This window comes from Calothrix sp. CCY 0018 (assembly GCF_963920925.1).
Classification (GTDB): Bacteria; Cyanobacteriota; Cyanobacteriia; order Cyanobacteriales; family Nostocaceae; genus Rivularia.
Genome location: NZ_CAWUDI010000045.1, coordinates 1 through 16,596, shown reverse-complemented (window position 1 = coordinate 16,596; position 16,596 = coordinate 1). Strand labels below are relative to the sequence as shown.

Annotated in this window: 21 protein-coding genes; 10 read left to right on the top strand and 11 right to left on the bottom strand. The window is 39.7% G+C overall.

Annotated elements, in window-relative coordinates:
* The first annotated feature begins 5 nt into the window (after window positions 1–5).
* The 5 genes from ACM03V_RS26560 to ACM03V_RS26540 all read left to right on the top strand — a co-directional run bounded on the left by ACM03V_RS26560 (window position 6) and on the right by ACM03V_RS26540 (window position 5,353).
* Window positions 6–1,019, top strand: a complete 1,014-nt coding sequence (locus ACM03V_RS26560) for an ATP-binding protein (protein ID WP_414623807.1) — start codon at window positions 6–8, stop codon at window positions 1,017–1,019.
* Entirely contained in the window at window positions 1,019–2,092 is a 1,074-nt protein-coding gene (locus tag ACM03V_RS26555; RefSeq protein ID WP_414623806.1) for a metal-dependent hydrolase, read from the top strand. Before ACM03V_RS26560 ends, ACM03V_RS26555 begins: the two co-directional genes overlap by 1 nt.
* A complete protein-coding gene (locus ACM03V_RS26550) occupies window positions 2,046–3,125 on the top strand; it encodes an ATP-binding protein (RefSeq protein ID WP_414623805.1) in 1,080 nt (359 codons plus the stop codon). The genes ACM03V_RS26555 and ACM03V_RS26550 overlap by 47 nt, the downstream gene beginning before the upstream one ends.
* Before the next feature lie 88 nt (window positions 3,126–3,213).
* A complete protein-coding gene (locus ACM03V_RS26545; RefSeq protein ID WP_414623804.1) occupies window positions 3,214–4,368 on the top strand; it encodes a hypothetical protein in 1,155 nt (384 codons plus the stop codon).
* Complete coding sequence (locus ACM03V_RS26540) at window positions 4,289–5,353, top strand: hypothetical protein (RefSeq protein WP_414623803.1); 1,065 nt, start codon at window positions 4,289–4,291, stop codon at window positions 5,351–5,353. Before ACM03V_RS26545 ends, ACM03V_RS26540 begins: the two co-directional genes overlap by 80 nt.
* 120 nt (window positions 5,354–5,473) lie before the next feature.
* On the opposite strand, the gene ACM03V_RS26535 is transcribed toward ACM03V_RS26540, so the two are convergent.
* From ACM03V_RS26535 to ACM03V_RS26525, 3 genes are all read right to left on the bottom strand, one after another.
* Window positions 5,474–6,640 carry a hypothetical protein gene (locus tag ACM03V_RS26535; RefSeq protein ID WP_414623802.1) on the bottom strand — a complete coding sequence of 389 codons (1,167 nt, stop codon included), beginning with the start codon at window positions 6,638–6,640 and terminating at the stop codon, window positions 5,474–5,476.
* A gap of 2 nt (window positions 6,641–6,642) precedes the next feature.
* Window positions 6,643–7,542 (bottom strand): hypothetical protein, encoded by a 900-nt coding sequence (locus ACM03V_RS26530; RefSeq protein WP_414623801.1) that lies wholly within the window; start codon window positions 7,540–7,542, stop codon window positions 6,643–6,645.
* A 73-nt stretch (window positions 7,543–7,615) separates the two neighbouring features.
* Window positions 7,616–8,224 (bottom strand): hypothetical protein, encoded by a 609-nt coding sequence (locus ACM03V_RS26525; RefSeq protein ID WP_414623800.1) that lies wholly within the window; start codon window positions 8,222–8,224, stop codon window positions 7,616–7,618.
* A gap of 246 nt (window positions 8,225–8,470) precedes the next feature.
* Here ACM03V_RS26525 and ACM03V_RS26520 point away from each other — a divergent pair, with 246 nt between their 5' ends.
* Window positions 8,471–9,055, top strand: coding sequence for a thermonuclease family protein (locus tag ACM03V_RS26520; protein WP_414623799.1), 585 nt, complete (start codon window positions 8,471–8,473; stop codon window positions 9,053–9,055).
* On the top strand, window positions 9,055–9,273 hold the full coding sequence (locus tag ACM03V_RS26515; RefSeq protein WP_414623798.1) for a hypothetical protein: 219 nt from the start codon (window positions 9,055–9,057) through the stop codon (window positions 9,271–9,273). The genes ACM03V_RS26520 and ACM03V_RS26515 overlap by 1 nt, the downstream gene beginning before the upstream one ends.
* Before the next feature lie 393 nt (window positions 9,274–9,666).
* On the opposite strand, the gene ACM03V_RS26510 is transcribed toward ACM03V_RS26515, so the two are convergent.
* Together ACM03V_RS26510 and ACM03V_RS26505 are read right to left on the bottom strand one after the other, a co-directional pair.
* Window positions 9,667–10,950: a hypothetical protein gene (locus ACM03V_RS26510; protein WP_414623797.1), complete on the bottom strand. Its 1,284-nt coding sequence runs from the start codon at window positions 10,948–10,950 to the stop codon at window positions 9,667–9,669.
* Window positions 10,951–11,405: 455 nt separating this feature from the next.
* On the bottom strand, window positions 11,406–11,693 hold the full coding sequence (locus ACM03V_RS26505; protein WP_414623796.1) for a transposase: 288 nt from the start codon (window positions 11,691–11,693) through the stop codon (window positions 11,406–11,408).
* A 293-nt stretch (window positions 11,694–11,986) separates the two neighbouring features.
* On the opposite strand from ACM03V_RS26505, the gene ACM03V_RS26500 reads away from it, so the two are divergent.
* Window positions 11,987–12,274, top strand: coding sequence for a hypothetical protein (locus tag ACM03V_RS26500; protein WP_414623795.1), 288 nt, complete (start codon window positions 11,987–11,989; stop codon window positions 12,272–12,274).
* A 65-nt stretch (window positions 12,275–12,339) separates the two neighbouring features.
* On the opposite strand, the gene ACM03V_RS26495 is transcribed toward ACM03V_RS26500, so the two are convergent.
* From ACM03V_RS26495 to ACM03V_RS26480, 4 genes are all read right to left on the bottom strand, one after another.
* Entirely contained in the window at window positions 12,340–12,690 is a 351-nt protein-coding gene (locus ACM03V_RS26495) for a hypothetical protein (RefSeq protein ID WP_414623794.1), read from the bottom strand.
* Window positions 12,691–12,789: 99 nt separating this feature from the next.
* Window positions 12,790–13,275: a hypothetical protein gene (locus ACM03V_RS26490; protein WP_414623793.1), complete on the bottom strand. Its 486-nt coding sequence runs from the start codon at window positions 13,273–13,275 to the stop codon at window positions 12,790–12,792.
* A 74-nt stretch (window positions 13,276–13,349) separates the two neighbouring features.
* Window positions 13,350–13,877: an antirestriction protein ArdA gene (locus ACM03V_RS26485; protein WP_414623792.1), complete on the bottom strand. Its 528-nt coding sequence runs from the start codon at window positions 13,875–13,877 to the stop codon at window positions 13,350–13,352.
* 112 nt (window positions 13,878–13,989) lie between these two features.
* On the bottom strand, window positions 13,990–14,229 hold the full coding sequence (locus ACM03V_RS26480; RefSeq protein WP_414623791.1) for a hypothetical protein: 240 nt from the start codon (window positions 14,227–14,229) through the stop codon (window positions 13,990–13,992).
* A gap of 133 nt (window positions 14,230–14,362) precedes the next feature.
* Between ACM03V_RS26480 and ACM03V_RS26475 the strand changes: the two genes are divergently transcribed.
* Window positions 14,363–14,596 carry a hypothetical protein gene (locus ACM03V_RS26475; RefSeq protein ID WP_414623790.1) on the top strand — a complete coding sequence of 78 codons (234 nt, stop codon included), beginning with the start codon at window positions 14,363–14,365 and terminating at the stop codon, window positions 14,594–14,596.
* Between the two features lie 190 nt (window positions 14,597–14,786).
* On the opposite strand, the gene ACM03V_RS26470 is transcribed toward ACM03V_RS26475, so the two are convergent.
* Window positions 14,787–15,251, bottom strand: coding sequence for a hypothetical protein (locus tag ACM03V_RS26470; protein WP_414623789.1), 465 nt, complete (start codon window positions 15,249–15,251; stop codon window positions 14,787–14,789).
* Window positions 15,252–15,360: 109 nt separating this feature from the next.
* The gene (locus ACM03V_RS26465; protein ID WP_414623788.1) at window positions 15,361–15,600 is read right to left on the bottom strand and encodes a hypothetical protein; all 240 of its coding nucleotides are present in this window, start codon (window positions 15,598–15,600) and stop codon (window positions 15,361–15,363) included.
* Between the two features lie 88 nt (window positions 15,601–15,688).
* Here ACM03V_RS26465 and ACM03V_RS26460 point away from each other — a divergent pair, with 88 nt between their 5' ends.
* On the top strand, window positions 15,689–16,150 hold the full coding sequence (locus ACM03V_RS26460; protein ID WP_414623787.1) for a hypothetical protein: 462 nt from the start codon (window positions 15,689–15,691) through the stop codon (window positions 16,148–16,150).
* The last annotated feature ends 446 nt before the right edge of the window (window positions 16,151–16,596 follow it).

The following is a 16,596-nucleotide window of genomic DNA, read 5'->3' as shown; positions in this document are numbered from 1 at the left end:
CGACTATGGTTATAGCAATTAATGGAGTATCGTCAATTTCGTTGATTGCTGCGATATTAACAATGTCAATTGGGGAATTGGTAGTTAGGTCTAACAAAAAGGTAAATAAAACCGAAATCGAACCACCAGACCAAACCGTTAGTACTCCAATTAATCATCCAACTATTGAAATTGAAGATTTAACCGTTAGTACCGAAGTTACGACTAGCTTTAGACTGTATCGCCAAACCGAATTAAATCGGATTATTGCCTCGCTATTAGCTTCTGGCTCGCTGTTAATTACCGGAGAGGAAGGTTGTGGTAAGTCTGTACTAATATCGGCAGTAGTTGAGAAACTACAAGGAGATGGGTTTGTGGTGGCACACATTGAACCAACTACACCCAAGCAGATGCTGCTCGAAATTGCCTATCAACTAGGAGTAGAAACCCAAAGTTTGGAGGGGAAAGCGCTGAGTGCCGAACAATTGAGAAGAGCGATCGCAAATTACTTAGAAAACAATACGGCGTTTTTGGTAATTGATGACGTGCAGTTTTGTGAGGCGAAATTTCGGATGTGGCTCAAGCAGTTGCGGAAGCTGCAAGTACCGATGTTGTTGCTTGCTACCAATCCACCCAGAACCGATATCTTTATTAACATTCCGCGTATAGAGTTGCAGCCATTGCCTGAATACGCGATTCGGGAATTGATGGAACAAGCAGCACTAGAGCGGGGGATAAATTTGAAACCATCGGAATTATCTAAGTTGCAAGAACGGGCTGGGGGAAATCCGATGTTGGCACAAAGAGCAATTGAGGAGGAATATCTGGGGTTGGAAGTTGAGGGGGCTGACCATGATAGATATTTTGACATTACACCTTTAATAATGCTCGTAGGAATTGTATTTGTAGTGATGCGGTTTATCGGACTTGGAACCAACAACCAAGCAATGTACATTTTTGGAGGAATTGCGGCTGCAATATTCTTGGGATTAGCCAGGTTACTTTATGCTTTACCGAACGAAAGCCGGAGGATCAAATAATGTTAGGGGTATCGCATTTATTGATTAGTGGCACGGCAACTAGTCTGCTATTAGGAACGGCTAGCCCTACCATTATTGCTACGGGTGCGATCGCAGGACTGTTACCAGATGTTGATATATCCACATCTCCGGCAGGACAAGCGTTTCCCTGGGTAAGTAAATATTTAGAACGAAGAATGCCCCATCGCAGCTGTACCCATAGCTTGTTGGCATCTTTGGTAATTGCGATCGCATCTTACTCCATTACACTATTTCAACCGAGTTTTATAAATTTGGTTCACGCGATTAATATTGGGTACTTCTTTGGTTGGTTTGCCGATGCCTTTACCCGTGGAGGAGTACAAATGTTCTTTCCTGCAAGGGTCAAGTGCGTGTGTCCTGGGAATCGGAATTTTCGGTTGAGGACGGGAAGTAATGCCGAATATTTTGTATTGATAGTGTTAATGGCGATTTCTTTGGCTGTTTTTAATATCAACAACAGTGGCGGGATGTTGACGCAGTTTAACCGTTTGATTGCCAGTTCATCTGGGGTTGAAAGTATTTATAACGCATCGGGTGCAACCAACTTGATTAAAGCGCGGATTAAAGGGGTAAGATCGGGCGATCGCTCAAAGGTTGAGGGGGATTTTTTAGTAATTCAAACTCATGGTTCGGGGTTCATCGTTCAGTCAGGCAGGGGTGAGATTTATAAAGCCGGGACAGAAGCGGGTTCGCAGATTATTACTGAACGCATTACAGCTGATGTGGGTAAGGCTGCGATTACCAATATTGAATCGTTAAGTTTAGAAGAAGAACAATTAGCAGAGATTTTAATTCCATTTAACCGAGTCGGAGCAATGGTATTTATCAGCGGTCAACTGCAAATTGATGACCCAGAAAGTATCAAGCCAGAGTATGACCCCTATCAATTCCCTTACATTAGAGTGTCTGGTGAATCGGTAAGTTTAGAAACTGCACCGCTGGGTAAAGTTATGGAAAAAATCGGCGAACAATTCGCTACAGGAAATTTACAAATAAGGATTATCAATGCCCAAACCACTACCACAAGCGATTTTAAAACCCAATCAAACTAAAAAGGATAATGCTGCTATAACGAAGGGAATTTTACTAGGGGATAACGTTACCTGGAATCCCGTCACCCTACCAAACGGACACGTTGTATTAATTGGCGCATCCGGTAGCGGTAAAACCCAAACGTTAAAGGCGATCGCCCACGAACTGCCCCAAGTATTTCCCGAAGTCAGAATAATTATTATTGACTTTCACGGAGATTTAGAATTACCTAATGCAATCTGCTACCCCATTGATATGGAATCACCTCACGGTATTAACCCGCTGGTAATTGACTTGGATGCTAAAGGGGGCGGACCGAATCTGCAAGCAATTTCGGTGGCGGCGACTTTTAAAAAAGCGCTGGTATTGGGAGCTAATCAAGAAGGGTTAGTTATTTCTATCCTTAATAGCTGCTACCGCCTTAAGGGAATTGTCCAAGATGACTTCAACACCTGGACAAAAGCACCACCAACCTTTGCTGATGTCCGCGCTGAGATTGAAACCAGGGTTGAAGACGGCTGCAAAGAATCAGTTAAACTCCAACTAAAACTTGCAGCGACATTCCAATATGGCATTTTCGACAAACCCCAACCATCCCTCGACCATCCTATTATTCGCTTTGATTTATCAGCACTAGGAAAAGTACCGGGACTAAGTGCGATCGCAGCGGAAACATTAACCAAACAATTGATGGATACCCACCGAATTATGGGAGAAATTGAAGACAAAACCCCACGTAGCTTTGTTTTTATCGATGAAGCTAAAGAAATTAAAAACTCAAGAAGTATAAAAATAATCTTGGGAGATGGGAGAAAATACGGTTTGTGTGCAGTATTGGCTTCTCAACGAGATGCGGAAATATCAGATGAGGCGATCGCCAATTCTAGTACCAAAATTGTATTGATGGTGGATCAATCGGAAGTAAAAAGGGTAGCGAGAAGATTCAGGTTTGCGGAAAATATTGTGGCAGCGCTGCAACCTTTAGAAGCATTAGTACGGATGGGTACGGTCGGGACTAAGTGTAAAATCAAGCCCTATTATGAACGAGTTTAAGTTGGTAATTGGTAATGGGTGATTGGTAATGGGTAATTGGGAATGGGTAATTGGGAATTGGTAATTGGAGACAAAATCAAACTTTACTATGAACGAGTTTAAGTTAGCGGTATGTGGATTTGTGGGAATGGCAGTGTTGGGGTTAACTTTACCCAAATTAAGCAGTATTAATGGCAGTACAAATATAATTATTCCTCAAACAAAAGCTGTAGCTCAAACTAACGCTCAGCCACAAAATATGGTAAAGAATCAAGTTAGTAAACCCCAACCATTATTAAGGTTAACAATTACTGTTGATGATCCTTCACATCTGAAAGTAAAAGAAGGTGAACAAATTAAAATTGGACAAATTATTGCTGATAATTCCATCGAACGGGAACGCTTGAGCAAACAACGACAGTCCATACTATTACAAATCAATAACCTCAAATCTAAACCCATCCCCGCACCAATTAAACCAACCGTACCACCACCACTTTCTCCATTACCACCAGCCCAGTTTGTAGAAGAAGAAACAAGTATTTCTCAAGCACAACTTAAACTGCAACAGGCACAGTCAATCCTAAAATCGCGATCGCCCGTATTACAAGCGGACAATCCTGAAAAACGTGCCGAAGCAGAAAAGTCAGAAGCAGCATTGCGACAGGCACAAGAGAAAGTTAAAGAGCAAGAAGAGTTACTCAGAAGTATGCGGGATATGAAGCTGGAAGCGCCAGTAATTCGTCATGAAGAAGCAAAACTTGCTCAACTGCAATCGGAATTAGAGCAAGCACAGTCAGCATTGGAGCGGGAACGGGCAAAACTTAACGCTAGCGCCGTTACTCAACAGCAGGAATTACAAAACCTTGAAATTGCGGTGCAGTTAGCACAATCGCAATTAAACATGGCTGAGTCTAGACTTGCGACAGCACGCAGCAACCGCAAACTAGTAGAATATAAAGCTTCCATTGAATCAGTGCAACGTGTTGAGCAGCAAAATCAATCAATGCAATCGTACTCGCAACAACAGTCACAATATGCCCAAAGTTTACGCGATCGCGATTACCAGCTAGCCCAAGTTAATCTTTCACTAAGCGGCATCGATGACAAGTTAGCATTAATTCCAGCAGTGCGATCGCCTCGGAATGGATATATCAGGAGAATTAAAAACTGGACGGGTAACAATGGCAAATATCAAACAATCGTTACTATTAGCTCTATTCCTAAGTCTATTATTAATTCCAGAAGTAACGGCACAAACTAAACCCGTACCAGTTCCGTCTTCACCACCTGTTAAAAATTCTTCGGATAAAATTCCCTCACCTCCACCAACACCAGAAGTAGAAGTAGAACAAACCCCCGAAGAAACGCCAGAAGAAACCGAACCAGAACCTCAAGAAATAACTCCAGAAGAAGCTCAACAACTAGATGAAGAAGCCGATTTACAGCTACCCAAACCCGAACAAAATCCCTTTAATAAACCAAGCATCGACGCAATTTTACAGCGGGAAATGAATGATGATATGTGGCGGTTATTGCGGGGTGGATTACCATGCTTAGAAACTTCTTCTGTTTGCTTACAACAATTGCAAGATAGAGCAGTAGTGCAATCCCCGTTACTCAAAGAAATTGACGCTCGGATTGCCGAAGCCAACGAACGAATTAATGAAGCTAAAGTTAGAAACAAGAAAAGCATTCGGCTTGCAGTACTTACTCCAGCATTGCAGTACTTACTTGGTCCTACACCAGCAGCCGGACAACCTCAAACACCGGGAACCGGATTAATTGATAATATAGCGGGAATTCTTAGAGGAAGAACCAGTTTAATTAATGGCTTAATTAACGTTATTGGCGTACCTTTCTTTTTAGGAACTCAAGGAGGTAATGCCGATGCTCAACGGAATGCGATCGCAATTAGCGACATTCAAGTAAAAGTTGCAGAATTACAGCGAGGCAGAGCGCAACTTGCCGATACAATTCGCGATAAAGTAGCAACTTTATTGATTCAATTTGATGAAGCTCGTACTGATTTTCAAACTTCTCAAATAGTAGCAAGTAGAGCAGTCGATCAATTTAAAGTCTTTGAAATCAGGTATACAAGAGGTAATTCTGATACAGAAACCTATTTACAGCGAATGAATCAATTAGACAATACAAAAGCCCAAACTTACAGAGCTTGGGCTAAAATGCGACGCAGCTTATTTGAGATTAAACTGTTAGTTTTGTCAGTAAAAGATGCAGAAATTTGATAGTGAACAGTGAACTTCAAATTTATGCAAAAACCTAACCCCCCTACCCCCCTTCCCTACAAGGGAAGGGGGAAAATTAAGCCTCTCTCCTTGCAGAAGAGAGGTTTGGAGAGAGGTCTTTTACGAATTATACTCACAAGGTTTTACAACACTTACATAAGTAGAAATTACAACATCTTCACTTTCGTAATCAAACACATAAAGTCCTGCTGGATTACCTTCATATTCCTTTTCAAAATTAATATTTTCAAATTCTGCCCTACCATCACTATCTGCGATCGCAAATCTTGGAGGTGTACGAGTATCATCCTCATCTGCCTCATAAGATTTACCTGGAGTTAAACGCAATACTACAAGTTGACTGCCAACCTTACACATTCTTTGACCTTGTGGTGGTTGTGGTTTTGGCGGTGGTGCAGGTGGTTCTGGCGGTGGAGGTGTTGGTGGTGGTGGCGGCGCTGGCGGATCTGGTGGTGGTTCCTCTGGAGGTGGAGGTGGATCAACTGGTTCTTTTGGCGGGTTAAATACTGGTGGCGGTGGTGGTTGAGAAGGTGGTTCGCTCCAAGTCGTTTCTCCTCCTCCGTTACCACCTGTAATTGTTGCGATCGCGCTATAGGGTGCAAAGCTAACTTGTGATAAAGGATTTTGCCTCCAACTTGCAGCCGACACGGGATTAACTTCAGGCTCTGGAGGATAAGCTACATAAAGCTTGCCTCTTCTACAAACAATTCCTCCGCCGGAAATTGCACCATTGATTTGAAAAGCTTGATTATCATCAATAACTAAACCTGGAGGCTGTGGGTTAGCTAAACGCAAAGAAACGAATCCACAAGAATTAGCGCGTATTTTACGAGTGGGGTTTTCTGATAATAATCTAATAGTTTGGGCGCTGCTTGGTGTTAATCCTGATATCCATAAAGTTCCTTTTGTATCTTTCCAAATGTCCCTCCCAGGTTTTACTTCTCCAGGCTTACAGCTAAATTCTTCTGTCGGAATATTTTGGGTATTAGCAAAACCATAATACTTATTTGCTTTTACATCATGAATCTCGATTTTATCAGATGTCTTTACTGCCCCACTCAATGCAACTCGTAACACTCCACAACTATTAGTACGCCCTGCTCTAATTAACGGCATTCCCCCTAAATTTATTTGATAAGCCCTATTTGCATCTAAGCCACGAATATTAAAATATCCATCTTTTCCTAAATATCCTTTTACTTGAGCAAATGCAGCTTGGGGAAATAAAGAAATTAATAATAAGATAACAGCGCTCTTTTTAAACATAATTATTTACATACCGGAATAGTAGAAACAGTTTGTAAATTGCTCCAAGCAACTGGAAATGTTAATCCCTGACGGCTAATCAAAAAATTATTAGGAGAGCCAATACTTTGTATATCGCTCACCAAGCAAGCTTTAGATGTAACGGTATAGCTCTTTTTTTGTACTGGATTGCTGGCGTTTACAACGGTGTAGTCTCCTGGTGGAATTCCGGTAATAATTAGTAAATTTCCGTTCTTCACCGCTACGGGTTGGGCATTTTGGGAGTTAACCGTGTTACTTGGTGGTGCTGTAGTTGGAGGATTTGACGCTCCCAGTGCAGAAGCAATAGCAAGTTTTGGATCGAATCCTACTGGGAAATAAAGTTTGTTTTTTAAACAAGCTAAAGGTTTATTAATTGGTAAGGAAGCAAATGCAAAATCGGCTCGCTCTTTTGTAACGGTAGGTAAATTTAAAAACGGTGCAGAAAAATTACGTATTTGAATAAATCCGCATTCATTAGCAATTATTTGTCTTTTAATTTGATGATTGGGATAAGTAATCTTATAAGCTTTATTAGGAATTCCTTGTATTGCGATCGCGCCATTTAAAGTTCTAAATATTTGTGGGTATGTTGCTAATTCATTACAGGTTTTAGGATTTTCTTTAACTTCAAAATTAAAATTAGGAGTAATGACCTGACTTTCAAATTGGATGACATCATCAGAATTAACCGTAACTAACCCACATTCATTACTCTTAAAAGCTTTATGTAGTGGTTTTTGTAATTTAATTTCTACAACTTTTGACGGTTCCAAACCATATAAAAATAATGTATTATTCTCATCTTTAAAAGCTGTAGATTGTTGTGCAAATACGGGAGATTGAGAAAATACTATTAGTAAAAAAGTGAAGTACTTAAACATTTTTGTATAAGGAAAAAAGAAGCGATCGCTTTTTTTTAATAATTGCGATCGCTAATAAAGAATGAATAATTTACTACCAAGTAGCTGGTACGTATCCGTAGGGAGTGCCGCTTATAGTGCGGCAATATGGAGCGCTGCCTGAATCGGGTAGGGAAGCAAGGGTATAACTTGTTGAATCCACACTGAAAGTTGCAGGTATGGGGCCGCTGGAGTTTGTGGGGCGTAAAACACCAAATCCACAAGCACCTACAGTTACGTTACGAGTTACCGCAGCAGGCAGCGAAATGGTTACGGCAGACTGCGGAGTTTTACCAACGATAATTACTTGTCCGGTAGGGGTCTTAAAGTTCGTAGCACGAGCCTCACTAAACGAACCGTTTATACAACTAGGTAAGCTTTGAACCGATAATGAAGCAGCATCTATAGCAGTTCCGTCAACTTCTAACCCCGTAAAATCCCCTGTTGATGGAGGCGAAATCCTAACTTCTCCACAAGCACCTGCTAATCGAGCAGCGGGACGGGGTGAAGTGCCTAAATTTACGCTGATTCTACTGCCGGGAGTAGCGCTAAATACTACTACTTGATTCATCCCATCCATTGCTTTGTATACAGTGTTGGACTGGTATGGAATAGCAGATGCAGTTAACGGAGAAACTACAATACCAATTACTGAACTTAACAAAATTCCGACTTTCCCAAATCTCTTTAAAATCATTGTTTAAAACCAAAAAATAATTGCTTATGCAGCTATTAAAAAAATAATTTGGGGATTTGTCGAGAGAGTAAATTTACAGGCTTACACTGAGGTGAATTAACTATAAACTCGCACACAATTAGTATTACTACTTCTTGCAGATTAAAAAGCGAGTAGTATTTTATTATTTTGCTGTAGATAAATTGATTATTTTAAAAACTAGGGTGAATAACAATGAAAAAACTTACTAGAAACTTTATAAATACAGGACTTTTTGTTGGGGTAAGTGCTGTTTTTCTTATATTATCTTTGTCCGACAGACAGCAAACATGGACGGCAGACAGTAATAAAGCAGCACCTATAACTGAACTGTGGACAGTAGTTAAAGTGTCGGATGGGGATACGATAACTGTCGGGCAGACAACGGGAGAAAAGCTAAAAGTTAGGCTTGCTTGTATTGATGCACCGGAAACTTCAAAAGGCAATCAAACTGGGCAACAGTGGGGTGAAGAATCAAAATCTAATTTACGCTCGTTAATAAAAGAAGCAAATAACGAGGTGATGGTAAGTATAGTTGATACGGATAGATATGGCAGAAAAGTTGCTGAAGTTTTTACATCAGTAAATGGTGGAGAAAAATCATTGAATGAAGAACAATTGACTTCAGGAAACGCATATCTTTACCATCAATACCTTAAAAATTGTCCGAACGCTGAAGTATTCCAACGTGCCGAAGAAATAGCCCAGGACAAACGTATCGGCGTATGGTCGGGGAATTATGAGCGTCCTTGGGATTATCGCAAACGTATCAAACATTGATGAGTTTTGAAGGCGATCGCACAGTCAAAGAAAGTTGGGGTGTGGAGTGGGAATTACGAGAAGCCCTGGGATTATCGCAGGCAACAGCGCCAGAGATAAAAAGAAGTAGGGGTGATGGGCGATCGCTCTTACGAATGATAAGGAAAGTAGCGCTGTTATTTGGAACGGCTAGGAGTCGGTTTATCTTCCTTAAATGTTCGGGCGATCGCGTTCTCTGAGAATTAAGTTTGCGCTAAATTACTGCGATAGGCTCCCGCCGACACTTCTATTTCGTTTAGAAAAGATGCGCTCTGAAAAAACCATTAACAATTGGTACGAAGTACAAAGAAATCTATTCACAAATGTTATTCGTGAATATCTTTTAGATAGTTTGAGTGATACTTGTGCGGCTTGAATACATAGACTAATTTTCTTGTCAATGCGTAAGTCCTATTAACAAGGTTTTATCTTGATCGCGAGTTAAAAAGACTCTTAAACGAGCGCCCATATTTTAATAACCTCGGTAGATGCGTTCTCCGTATTTATTTATCTTTACATATTTTGGTTTTTCACGCTGACCTACTTATTGAACTGAAAAGTGTTATACAAGCGCACTACGACATCATCTATTGCTATCCATGACTTCCACTAGCCCAAATAGCTCCCCCACCATCTTTATATACAACTATATTTCCATCAGCTTGAATAGCTAAATAACAGCCTCCTGCATCAATCATTGTGGTAGCACCGTGAACACTAATATACCGAGTCTTGCCATTGATTTGATTAGCTAAATCGAGAGCGTTATTAGCAGTTTTCTGGGCATTGTTAGCTTTCGCTACACCATCGTTAGCAGTTTTCTGGGCATTGTTAGCTTTCGCTACACCATCGTTAGCAGTTTTCTGGGCATTGTTAGCTGCATTTTGAGCAGCTTCAGCGGTTTGTTGCGCTGTCTGAACTGCTGTACTTACATCGTCTATTTGAGCTGACTTAGCTCGAAAATAAGCAATTTCATCTTCTAGTTGCTTAATGCGATTTTCAAGGGCTGTAAGTGGTGTCATATTATCCTCAAATTGATTCCATAAACTATAAAGTTGACCGTACTTAATCCAATCCTTAATTGCTATATCCTGTAAAGCAGAACTGCTGGAAATACCAGGAACTGTTCCTCTGGCAACACAAGATAGATGCCACGATCTATGCTGTAAATCTGCATAGATAGTTTTTATTTCTTTAACCGTATCACCTTCCTCCAATCGCCTAAGAAGGCTGCACTCAAAGAGATTATGTAAATCTCCAATTGTAAGCTTATGACCTGGTACCCACCCCAAATCGAACTTTATTCGACAAGGATCAAAAGGATTACGAGAAAAATTTACTACCTTCTCTACCTCAGATTTAAATTCGCTAATTGTTCCTGTAAGGATGCGATCACCTTCTTTAAGTAATTGGCCTGCTAATTCTCCAGCACCATTCAGAATTTGATTTATTAAACTACGAATATCCTCGACCAAATTTCTTCTAAGCTCATCAACTTTCTCAAAAAACGGGTTAATCAAATTATCTTTGATACCACTTAAAATATCATTAACAGCTCGTTGTACCTGTTGAACTAACCCAGAAAGCTCTTGAGAAATTTTTTGAATTAAATTTTTTCCTATTTCCTCTGTTTTAGAAAGTAGTTCATCTGCCACATAGGCTATATCACCTAAAAGTATTTTCAGTTTGTCGAACAAATGATCGACTAAAGACCAAACCTCCTTTTTAACACCAATATCAATATCAACATCAAGAGAAGCTTTGACTGCTGGAGAAAAAATTCCCTTTAGTGTATCACCTATTAAGTTGCTAAATTCAGGCGCTTTCGGTAGGTTTTCAGAAAACAATGGTAATGTAAGTCCTGGAATTATATCCATGTAACACTCCAGATTATGTTTGTTTGCAAATTAGATTATGACGAACCATACTGTATCTTTACGGTAAATCTCTAATAAATTTGGAAGCTAACGAATATCACTTAGTATAGGATGCCTAAACTAGCTTTTTTGTAAAATCATTGTAAAGAATAATACGTATCCCCTCAAAATTTCGGGGTAGGGAGTTATTGAGGCATCCAGGACCAACCATAAGGATTAGAAGAAGACTTCTCCTGAATAACTTTCCCCAAAGCAATACCTTCGCCAATTTACGAGGGTGAGTTGATGCTCAAACTCTCATTTCTCCGAAGCTGAGCAAAAACAATCAGTCCCAAAAATTCCTTCCAGGTTTCTCGCAAGGCTTTTTTAGCATATTTCACGTAGTATAAAGGGTTTGAGAGTTTAAACTATCTTGTCAGCTAAACGCTTATTGACGAGTGATTTTGCCAGTTTTGTCAAAATTTTTGTAGGCTCTTTTTTTGGCAAAGGTATTGCCAAAGGTGGAATATTTTCAATTTGAGAAATGCGGTTACAGAATAGTCTGTACGATTTTTATCTCGGTAATCTTTAAAACATCCTGCAAACCTTGATGTTATTGCAAGTTTTCTATCTAGTTCCGCAATTAAGTATAAGCCAGCATCTGATGTTACAGGCTCACCCTTGAAATTAACTACAACTGGAGGTGACTTTACTTGTTCAAATATAAACTGTTCGGGTATACAATCGTTTTTATTTGGGGTCATACTTCAAACTGCTGAAATAGTTTTGCAATATACATTTTGGCAGTTTTTGACTCTTCTTTTCTCAAGTCTTGTGAGAAATCCGGGCTAGGTGGAAAAGTAATATAAATACCCCTGAGTAAATCGAGTTTTTAATATTTAATAAATTAAAGTAAATAACTGTAATTTTTGCTGCAAGAGTCTTTTATAGTTTAATTCAGTAAGCAATAGTAAACTTTGTATCTTATTGCGGAGCAACATCCGTGCTTTCCACTACAATAATACAGTAAGCATTTTCATTCTTAGGAGATAATTCGATGACAGGCGATCGCAATATCAACACAGGTGGCGGTAATTACAATGAAAGCATTGCGGGTAACTACATCCAAGGTAACTATTATGCTGCTACTGAGAAAAAGAACCTTGCCGAAGCTGCTGCCGAAATTCAAGCATTACTCGAACAGTTAGAAAAGTCTTATCCCACTAACACAACCACGGGTAAAATGGCATTGGCGACTGAAGCGATCGCACGAATTGAAAGTCAAGTGCCTGTATTTGTCGAAGTTGAATATCAAGCCATAGTTGCGTTTGGTCTGGTGTCATGATTAACTCTTTAAGTCTTCGATACTTTTGGGTTTAGTTTTGGGGGAAAGTCCCCCAGTTTTTTCAGTTAACTAGCTGATTGCATTTCGAGTCTGGCGATCGCTTCTCTCCGCTCCAACTTCAATACAGAAAATTCATTACGCCGCAGTCCAAGCTCGATGTAAATTTGTTGGTGTTTGGCTTTAATTTGGCTCAAAATTTCCTGCTGTTCCCAGTAGTTGGGATGGTTGTCAAGCATGGTAATCCGCGCTGCTTTACGTTGGGAATCGTTACGAAGTTCTTTGTCAAATGCAATGTTTGCATCAATCTCGGCTTCAATCTGCTTGAGTATTACTTGGGCTTGCTCGACTGCAAAATCAAGGTTAAACAGTTGGGCTTGCAGCTTGGCGATTAATTGTGGGTATTCGTTAAGGTTCATAGTTACAATTTAAGTGGTTTTTAATTTGGCTTGGGCGAGCAGTTTAAGGACTTACTCAGGTCACTTTTTTATTTATCAAACGCAGACATCTAAACTTTTTTAAAATTTGCTACGGTTTAGCCTGCGGGTAGCATCAACTTTTACCGCTGTAAATCTGTGCCAATTTGTAACGAGAGCAAACTTCTTTACCCAAAATTCTGCTTGCTCTTGAGTAAATAAAAAAGCCCGGTGTTTCTTGCCCCAGTAAGGAGGATTTATAACTCTTGCCCAATAAAGCCCGGAGGAGCGATCGCATATCACCCATCTAGCATTTAGTTCGAGAAGATGAAGCTGTTTTACTTTGATTGTCAGAGTTTCAATGTTTTTAATTTGAGTATCAAGATATCCAAAACCGTTGTCTTGAATGTAGTTAAGGTATCCGCGAATTTCTCGCCGTTCGTTTTTATTTAATTGGCTGTAAATTGCTGACCACTGGGGCGATCGCATTAACGCTTCTAGTTCCTCATTGATATAGTCGTAGCTGTAGAGTTCTTGAATTCTGCGGCAAGCTGCTTTGTATTCGGTTACTTGTTGTGGTGTCATCATATGTTTTAACTGAGGATGGCTTTTGGTTTGGGTGAGGCGTGGAGCAGTTTACCGACTTGCTCAGGTCGTTTTTTTTAGTAGTGTCTAAATATGTAGGTTTCCTTGTAACCAACTTCTACAGAGAAGTAATCGTTAATAAACCAGTCGCGGGCTACGGCGCTCCAATCAATGTAAAATTCATTGATGCCTATTTCTTCAAGTTGTTTAAGCGTTCCTACGTCTTCCCACATCCGGTAAACAAAGTCTTCCTCGTCTTCGTATTCACCCATGTAACTATCTTGGAAGTCTTCAACACTCGCATCAGTACCGTAATGTTGACAGTAAACTGCAAAAGCTTTTCCATGTTCTTCAATTAGCTCGGCTAACTCTGCGATGCTTTCTATATCTTCGTTTTCGCTGATTTCGATACCGTGCCAGTTTTCAAAGGCGTGGATTGCCCATTCTTCTGCGTCTGGCTCTGGGGAAGCTTCGAGCATCTTTTCTATTTCTTTCCAAATATCATCTGCGTCGCGATCGCAATCAATCCATTCTCCGTGTAGTTTGCCGTTTACATAGGCGCTTAAACAAGCTACATAAATGCGCGGGGTGTTATCTTGTGTCATGATTTAAAAACCTCTCATTGTTTGTGGGTGGTGCTGCCGCTTGCTCTTGGTCGGGTTGGGCGGCAGTTTTTAAGTTTGGGCAGTTTTCAAGACTTACCCAGGTCGCGAATCGTTAGAATTTAATGCAGAAATCAACTATCAAGTCTTTTTTTTCTTGAGATAACCCAAACTCTTGCTCAAGCTGTTCTGTATCGATATCTAACCGCAGATTTTCAATGTCTCTTAAAATTTTGCTGATATCTTCGCGATCGCTGCCTACAGAATAATGATTTTGTAAAAATGCTTCGGCTGCTGCTACGAATTGCTCAAGAGTTAAAGCTAGTTGATTGGAGGCTTCGGGTTTGTGTAACATGGTTGAATAATTTATAAATGTTCTCCCGGTTGGTAGCCGGGTTTTCTTTTGTTATTATTATTATGCCATGTATACAAACATTATGCCATGTATACGCGGCATAATTTACAATAACTTTATATTGGAAAGAATTATGTCAGGAATAGAAGGGCGGACTGGAAAACCAGGGGTGAGCAATCCCAAGAAAAAAAATGACACTAGCTTTAAGGTTGAGGGGAAAGAAGCGCGATCGCAAAAGCCGATATGTTTTCGCCCAACGCTGACCGTTGAAGCCCAAATAGAAGCGGCAGTAAAAGAAGCGGGGATAACTAAAACTAAATGGCTCGAACAAGCTGCGATCGCTTACCTTAATCAGAATGAAACCTAAACTAATCTGTTAAAACCGCAAACGTACCCCACAGATAAATTACCCGTGGGGAGGGTAAAAAATACAAATGATTTTTGAATTACTTCAGCTACCTGTTTGCTATGATCGCTCTTCGTTTGGGCAATTCAAAAAGTAATTTGTCCATTTTTTACCCTTTACAAAAATGGTTGAAAGAATAAAAGAATTTGTGTTACCAAAGCGAAAGTTGTTTTGGCTGTGGCAGCAGTATCCAAGAAGGTAATTGTAAGTTTTCTTCTAAGAAAATTATTTCAATATCAATATTCAAATAAAATGCGTAAGCAATAGTCAACCAAGTACCGCTTCCGCGTCCGTTCGGGCTAGCGCAAGGTGTGCAGCCGTCGGGACATTCTTTATTTGCAAAAGCAACTAACTTCGGCTGTGGGACTTGCGAAATTGCTTTAACCATACGTTTGCTGCGTTGAGCATATGCATAGCGCTGCTGTTTGTTTTGCACTTCGTATACGTTAATTTGTTTGTTATAGCGCTGCGCTGCAAGTCTTACAGCAGCATCTACGCCTGCTGCATCGCCAACGTGCCAAGTCGATTCAATTTGGCTGATTTCTTCGAGCTTAGCCCAAACAATTTTATTTTGATTATTAATTAATTTTCGCGTTCCTGTAAATGCAATATTCATCTTTAAATTAGTTAATTAATAATTATATTATACCTTGTATATAAGGTAAATTATAAATAATTAGTAAATAAAAAGCAGCGCTAATGCGCCGCTACTTCTATTAATTTAATTACCAAGACTGTCTAAAATTTCTACAAACAGTTTCCCACTTCTCCCCATCTCTTAGTTGATGCACAACTTTTAAAGTATCTTCCATTAAGCAATGATGATCGGACGCTCCAACAACATACACGGGGCTTTTGCCTTCAAGTAGTCCTTCATCATCTCTAAAATAAAACTCCGCCCATTCCCAAACTTCATCACCATCATCAACAATACTACGATTAATTCTCCAAGATTCAAATTTCATTTTTATTATTTCCTTAAGTTTATATATACATTATAGCTTCTATATATGGTAAAATCAAGATATAAATTAAAAGGATAGGGGTTTAATTATGAAAGTATCAAGCGCTTTACAATCACAGGTTTTATCAAGATATGTATTAAAAGATATTCTTTTTCAACTAGGTAGAATAAATTGGGAATATAAATACAACATCCACGATTTAGAATACGAGTTTTGGACAACCGGAGTATGGGTAAAGCAAGCCGGGACAATTATTAGTTATGATGCGATCGCAGAGTATTGGAGAGAAGCGGCAATTAGCCAAACCGAACAGTTACCAGTTGAAAAAGTCCGAGGCGGATGGTTGGTAAGTTCAATTCAAGACCACAGTAAAAATTACTTTGTATATTTCAATCAAGGCAAAGGATGGCAATGTGAATGCATGAAGCATCGCTGCTGGAGAAACCGAATACCGAACGAGTTACCGCAACTATATAAAGCTTTAAATAATAAGATTTTCTGCCATCATACAGCAGCCGCGTATTTATTTGAAAAAGAGAAATTAAGATAAAAATAAAGTTATGGTAAAGGCAGTGTTTTTCTTTTGTTTTTACCATCTATATATGCTATATTATTAATATGAAAACAGGACGTAAGTCGAAACAAAAAAGTACGGTATTTGTAAGTCGGAGCTAATGTTTTCTACAACAGTTAAAGCGGAAACTGTCCGTACCAGCTAACGAAAGCTTTAACTGTTGTTTTTCAAAAGTCTAGAACCAGTTTTTTAAGACACTAGACTTTTGGAATTTTAACTATCACAAAAGCTAAGGGGTAAGACCTGCGATCGCTACAAAGCTAATTAAGTTAATCAGTGGATACCTGATAGAAGGGGTAACTTCAAAGTTGAGGCACCTATATAGGGATATTTCCGGGATATTCCCGTTTTTGAGATACTTCGCCCCGGTGGTTGTAGCGCGGATAAAGATTCTGGCGATGGTGCGGGAATATTAAGCGCGA

Excerpts from the sequence above, each read along its gene's own strand:
- ACM03V_RS26510 (WP_414623797.1), bottom strand. The coding sequence starts at position 10,950 with ATGGATATAATTCCAGGACTTACATTACCATTGTTTTCTGAAAACCTA.
- ACM03V_RS26535 (WP_414623802.1), bottom strand. The coding sequence starts at position 6,640 with ATGTTTAAAAAGAGCGCTGTTATCTTATTATTAATTTCTTTATTTCCC.
- ACM03V_RS26520 (WP_414623799.1), top strand. The coding sequence starts at position 8,471 with ATGAAAAAACTTACTAGAAACTTTATAAATACAGGACTTTTTGTTGGG.
- ACM03V_RS26530 (WP_414623801.1), bottom strand. The coding sequence starts at position 7,542 with ATGTTTAAGTACTTCACTTTTTTACTAATAGTATTTTCTCAATCTCCC.
- ACM03V_RS26495 (WP_414623794.1), bottom strand. The coding sequence starts at position 12,690 with ATGAACCTTAACGAATACCCACAATTAATCGCCAAGCTGCAAGCCCAA.
- ACM03V_RS26465 (WP_414623788.1), bottom strand. The coding sequence starts at position 15,600 with ATGAAATTTGAATCTTGGAGAATTAATCGTAGTATTGTTGATGATGGT.
- ACM03V_RS26460 (WP_414623787.1), top strand. The coding sequence starts at position 15,689 with ATGAAAGTATCAAGCGCTTTACAATCACAGGTTTTATCAAGATATGTA.
- ACM03V_RS26470 (WP_414623789.1), bottom strand. The coding sequence starts at position 15,251 with ATGAATATTGCATTTACAGGAACGCGAAAATTAATTAATAATCAAAAT.
- ACM03V_RS26505 (WP_414623796.1), bottom strand. The coding sequence starts at position 11,693 with ATGACCCCAAATAAAAACGATTGTATACCCGAACAGTTTATATTTGAA.
- ACM03V_RS26475 (WP_414623790.1), top strand. The coding sequence starts at position 14,363 with ATGTCAGGAATAGAAGGGCGGACTGGAAAACCAGGGGTGAGCAATCCC.
- ACM03V_RS26550 (WP_414623805.1), top strand. The coding sequence starts at position 2,046 with ATGCCCAAACCACTACCACAAGCGATTTTAAAACCCAATCAAACTAAA.
- ACM03V_RS26490 (WP_414623793.1), bottom strand. The coding sequence starts at position 13,275 with ATGATGACACCACAACAAGTAACCGAATACAAAGCAGCTTGCCGCAGA.
- ACM03V_RS26480 (WP_414623791.1), bottom strand. The coding sequence starts at position 14,229 with ATGTTACACAAACCCGAAGCCTCCAATCAACTAGCTTTAACTCTTGAG.
- ACM03V_RS26515 (WP_414623798.1), top strand. The coding sequence starts at position 9,055 with ATGAGTTTTGAAGGCGATCGCACAGTCAAAGAAAGTTGGGGTGTGGAG.
- ACM03V_RS26540 (WP_414623803.1), top strand. The coding sequence starts at position 4,289 with ATGGCAAATATCAAACAATCGTTACTATTAGCTCTATTCCTAAGTCTA.
- ACM03V_RS26500 (WP_414623795.1), top strand. The coding sequence starts at position 11,987 with ATGACAGGCGATCGCAATATCAACACAGGTGGCGGTAATTACAATGAA.
- ACM03V_RS26545 (WP_414623804.1), top strand. The coding sequence starts at position 3,214 with ATGAACGAGTTTAAGTTAGCGGTATGTGGATTTGTGGGAATGGCAGTG.
- ACM03V_RS26555 (WP_414623806.1), top strand. The coding sequence starts at position 1,019 with ATGTTAGGGGTATCGCATTTATTGATTAGTGGCACGGCAACTAGTCTG.
- ACM03V_RS26560 (WP_414623807.1), top strand. The coding sequence starts at position 6 with ATGGTTATAGCAATTAATGGAGTATCGTCAATTTCGTTGATTGCTGCG.
- ACM03V_RS26485 (WP_414623792.1), bottom strand. The coding sequence starts at position 13,877 with ATGACACAAGATAACACCCCGCGCATTTATGTAGCTTGTTTAAGCGCC.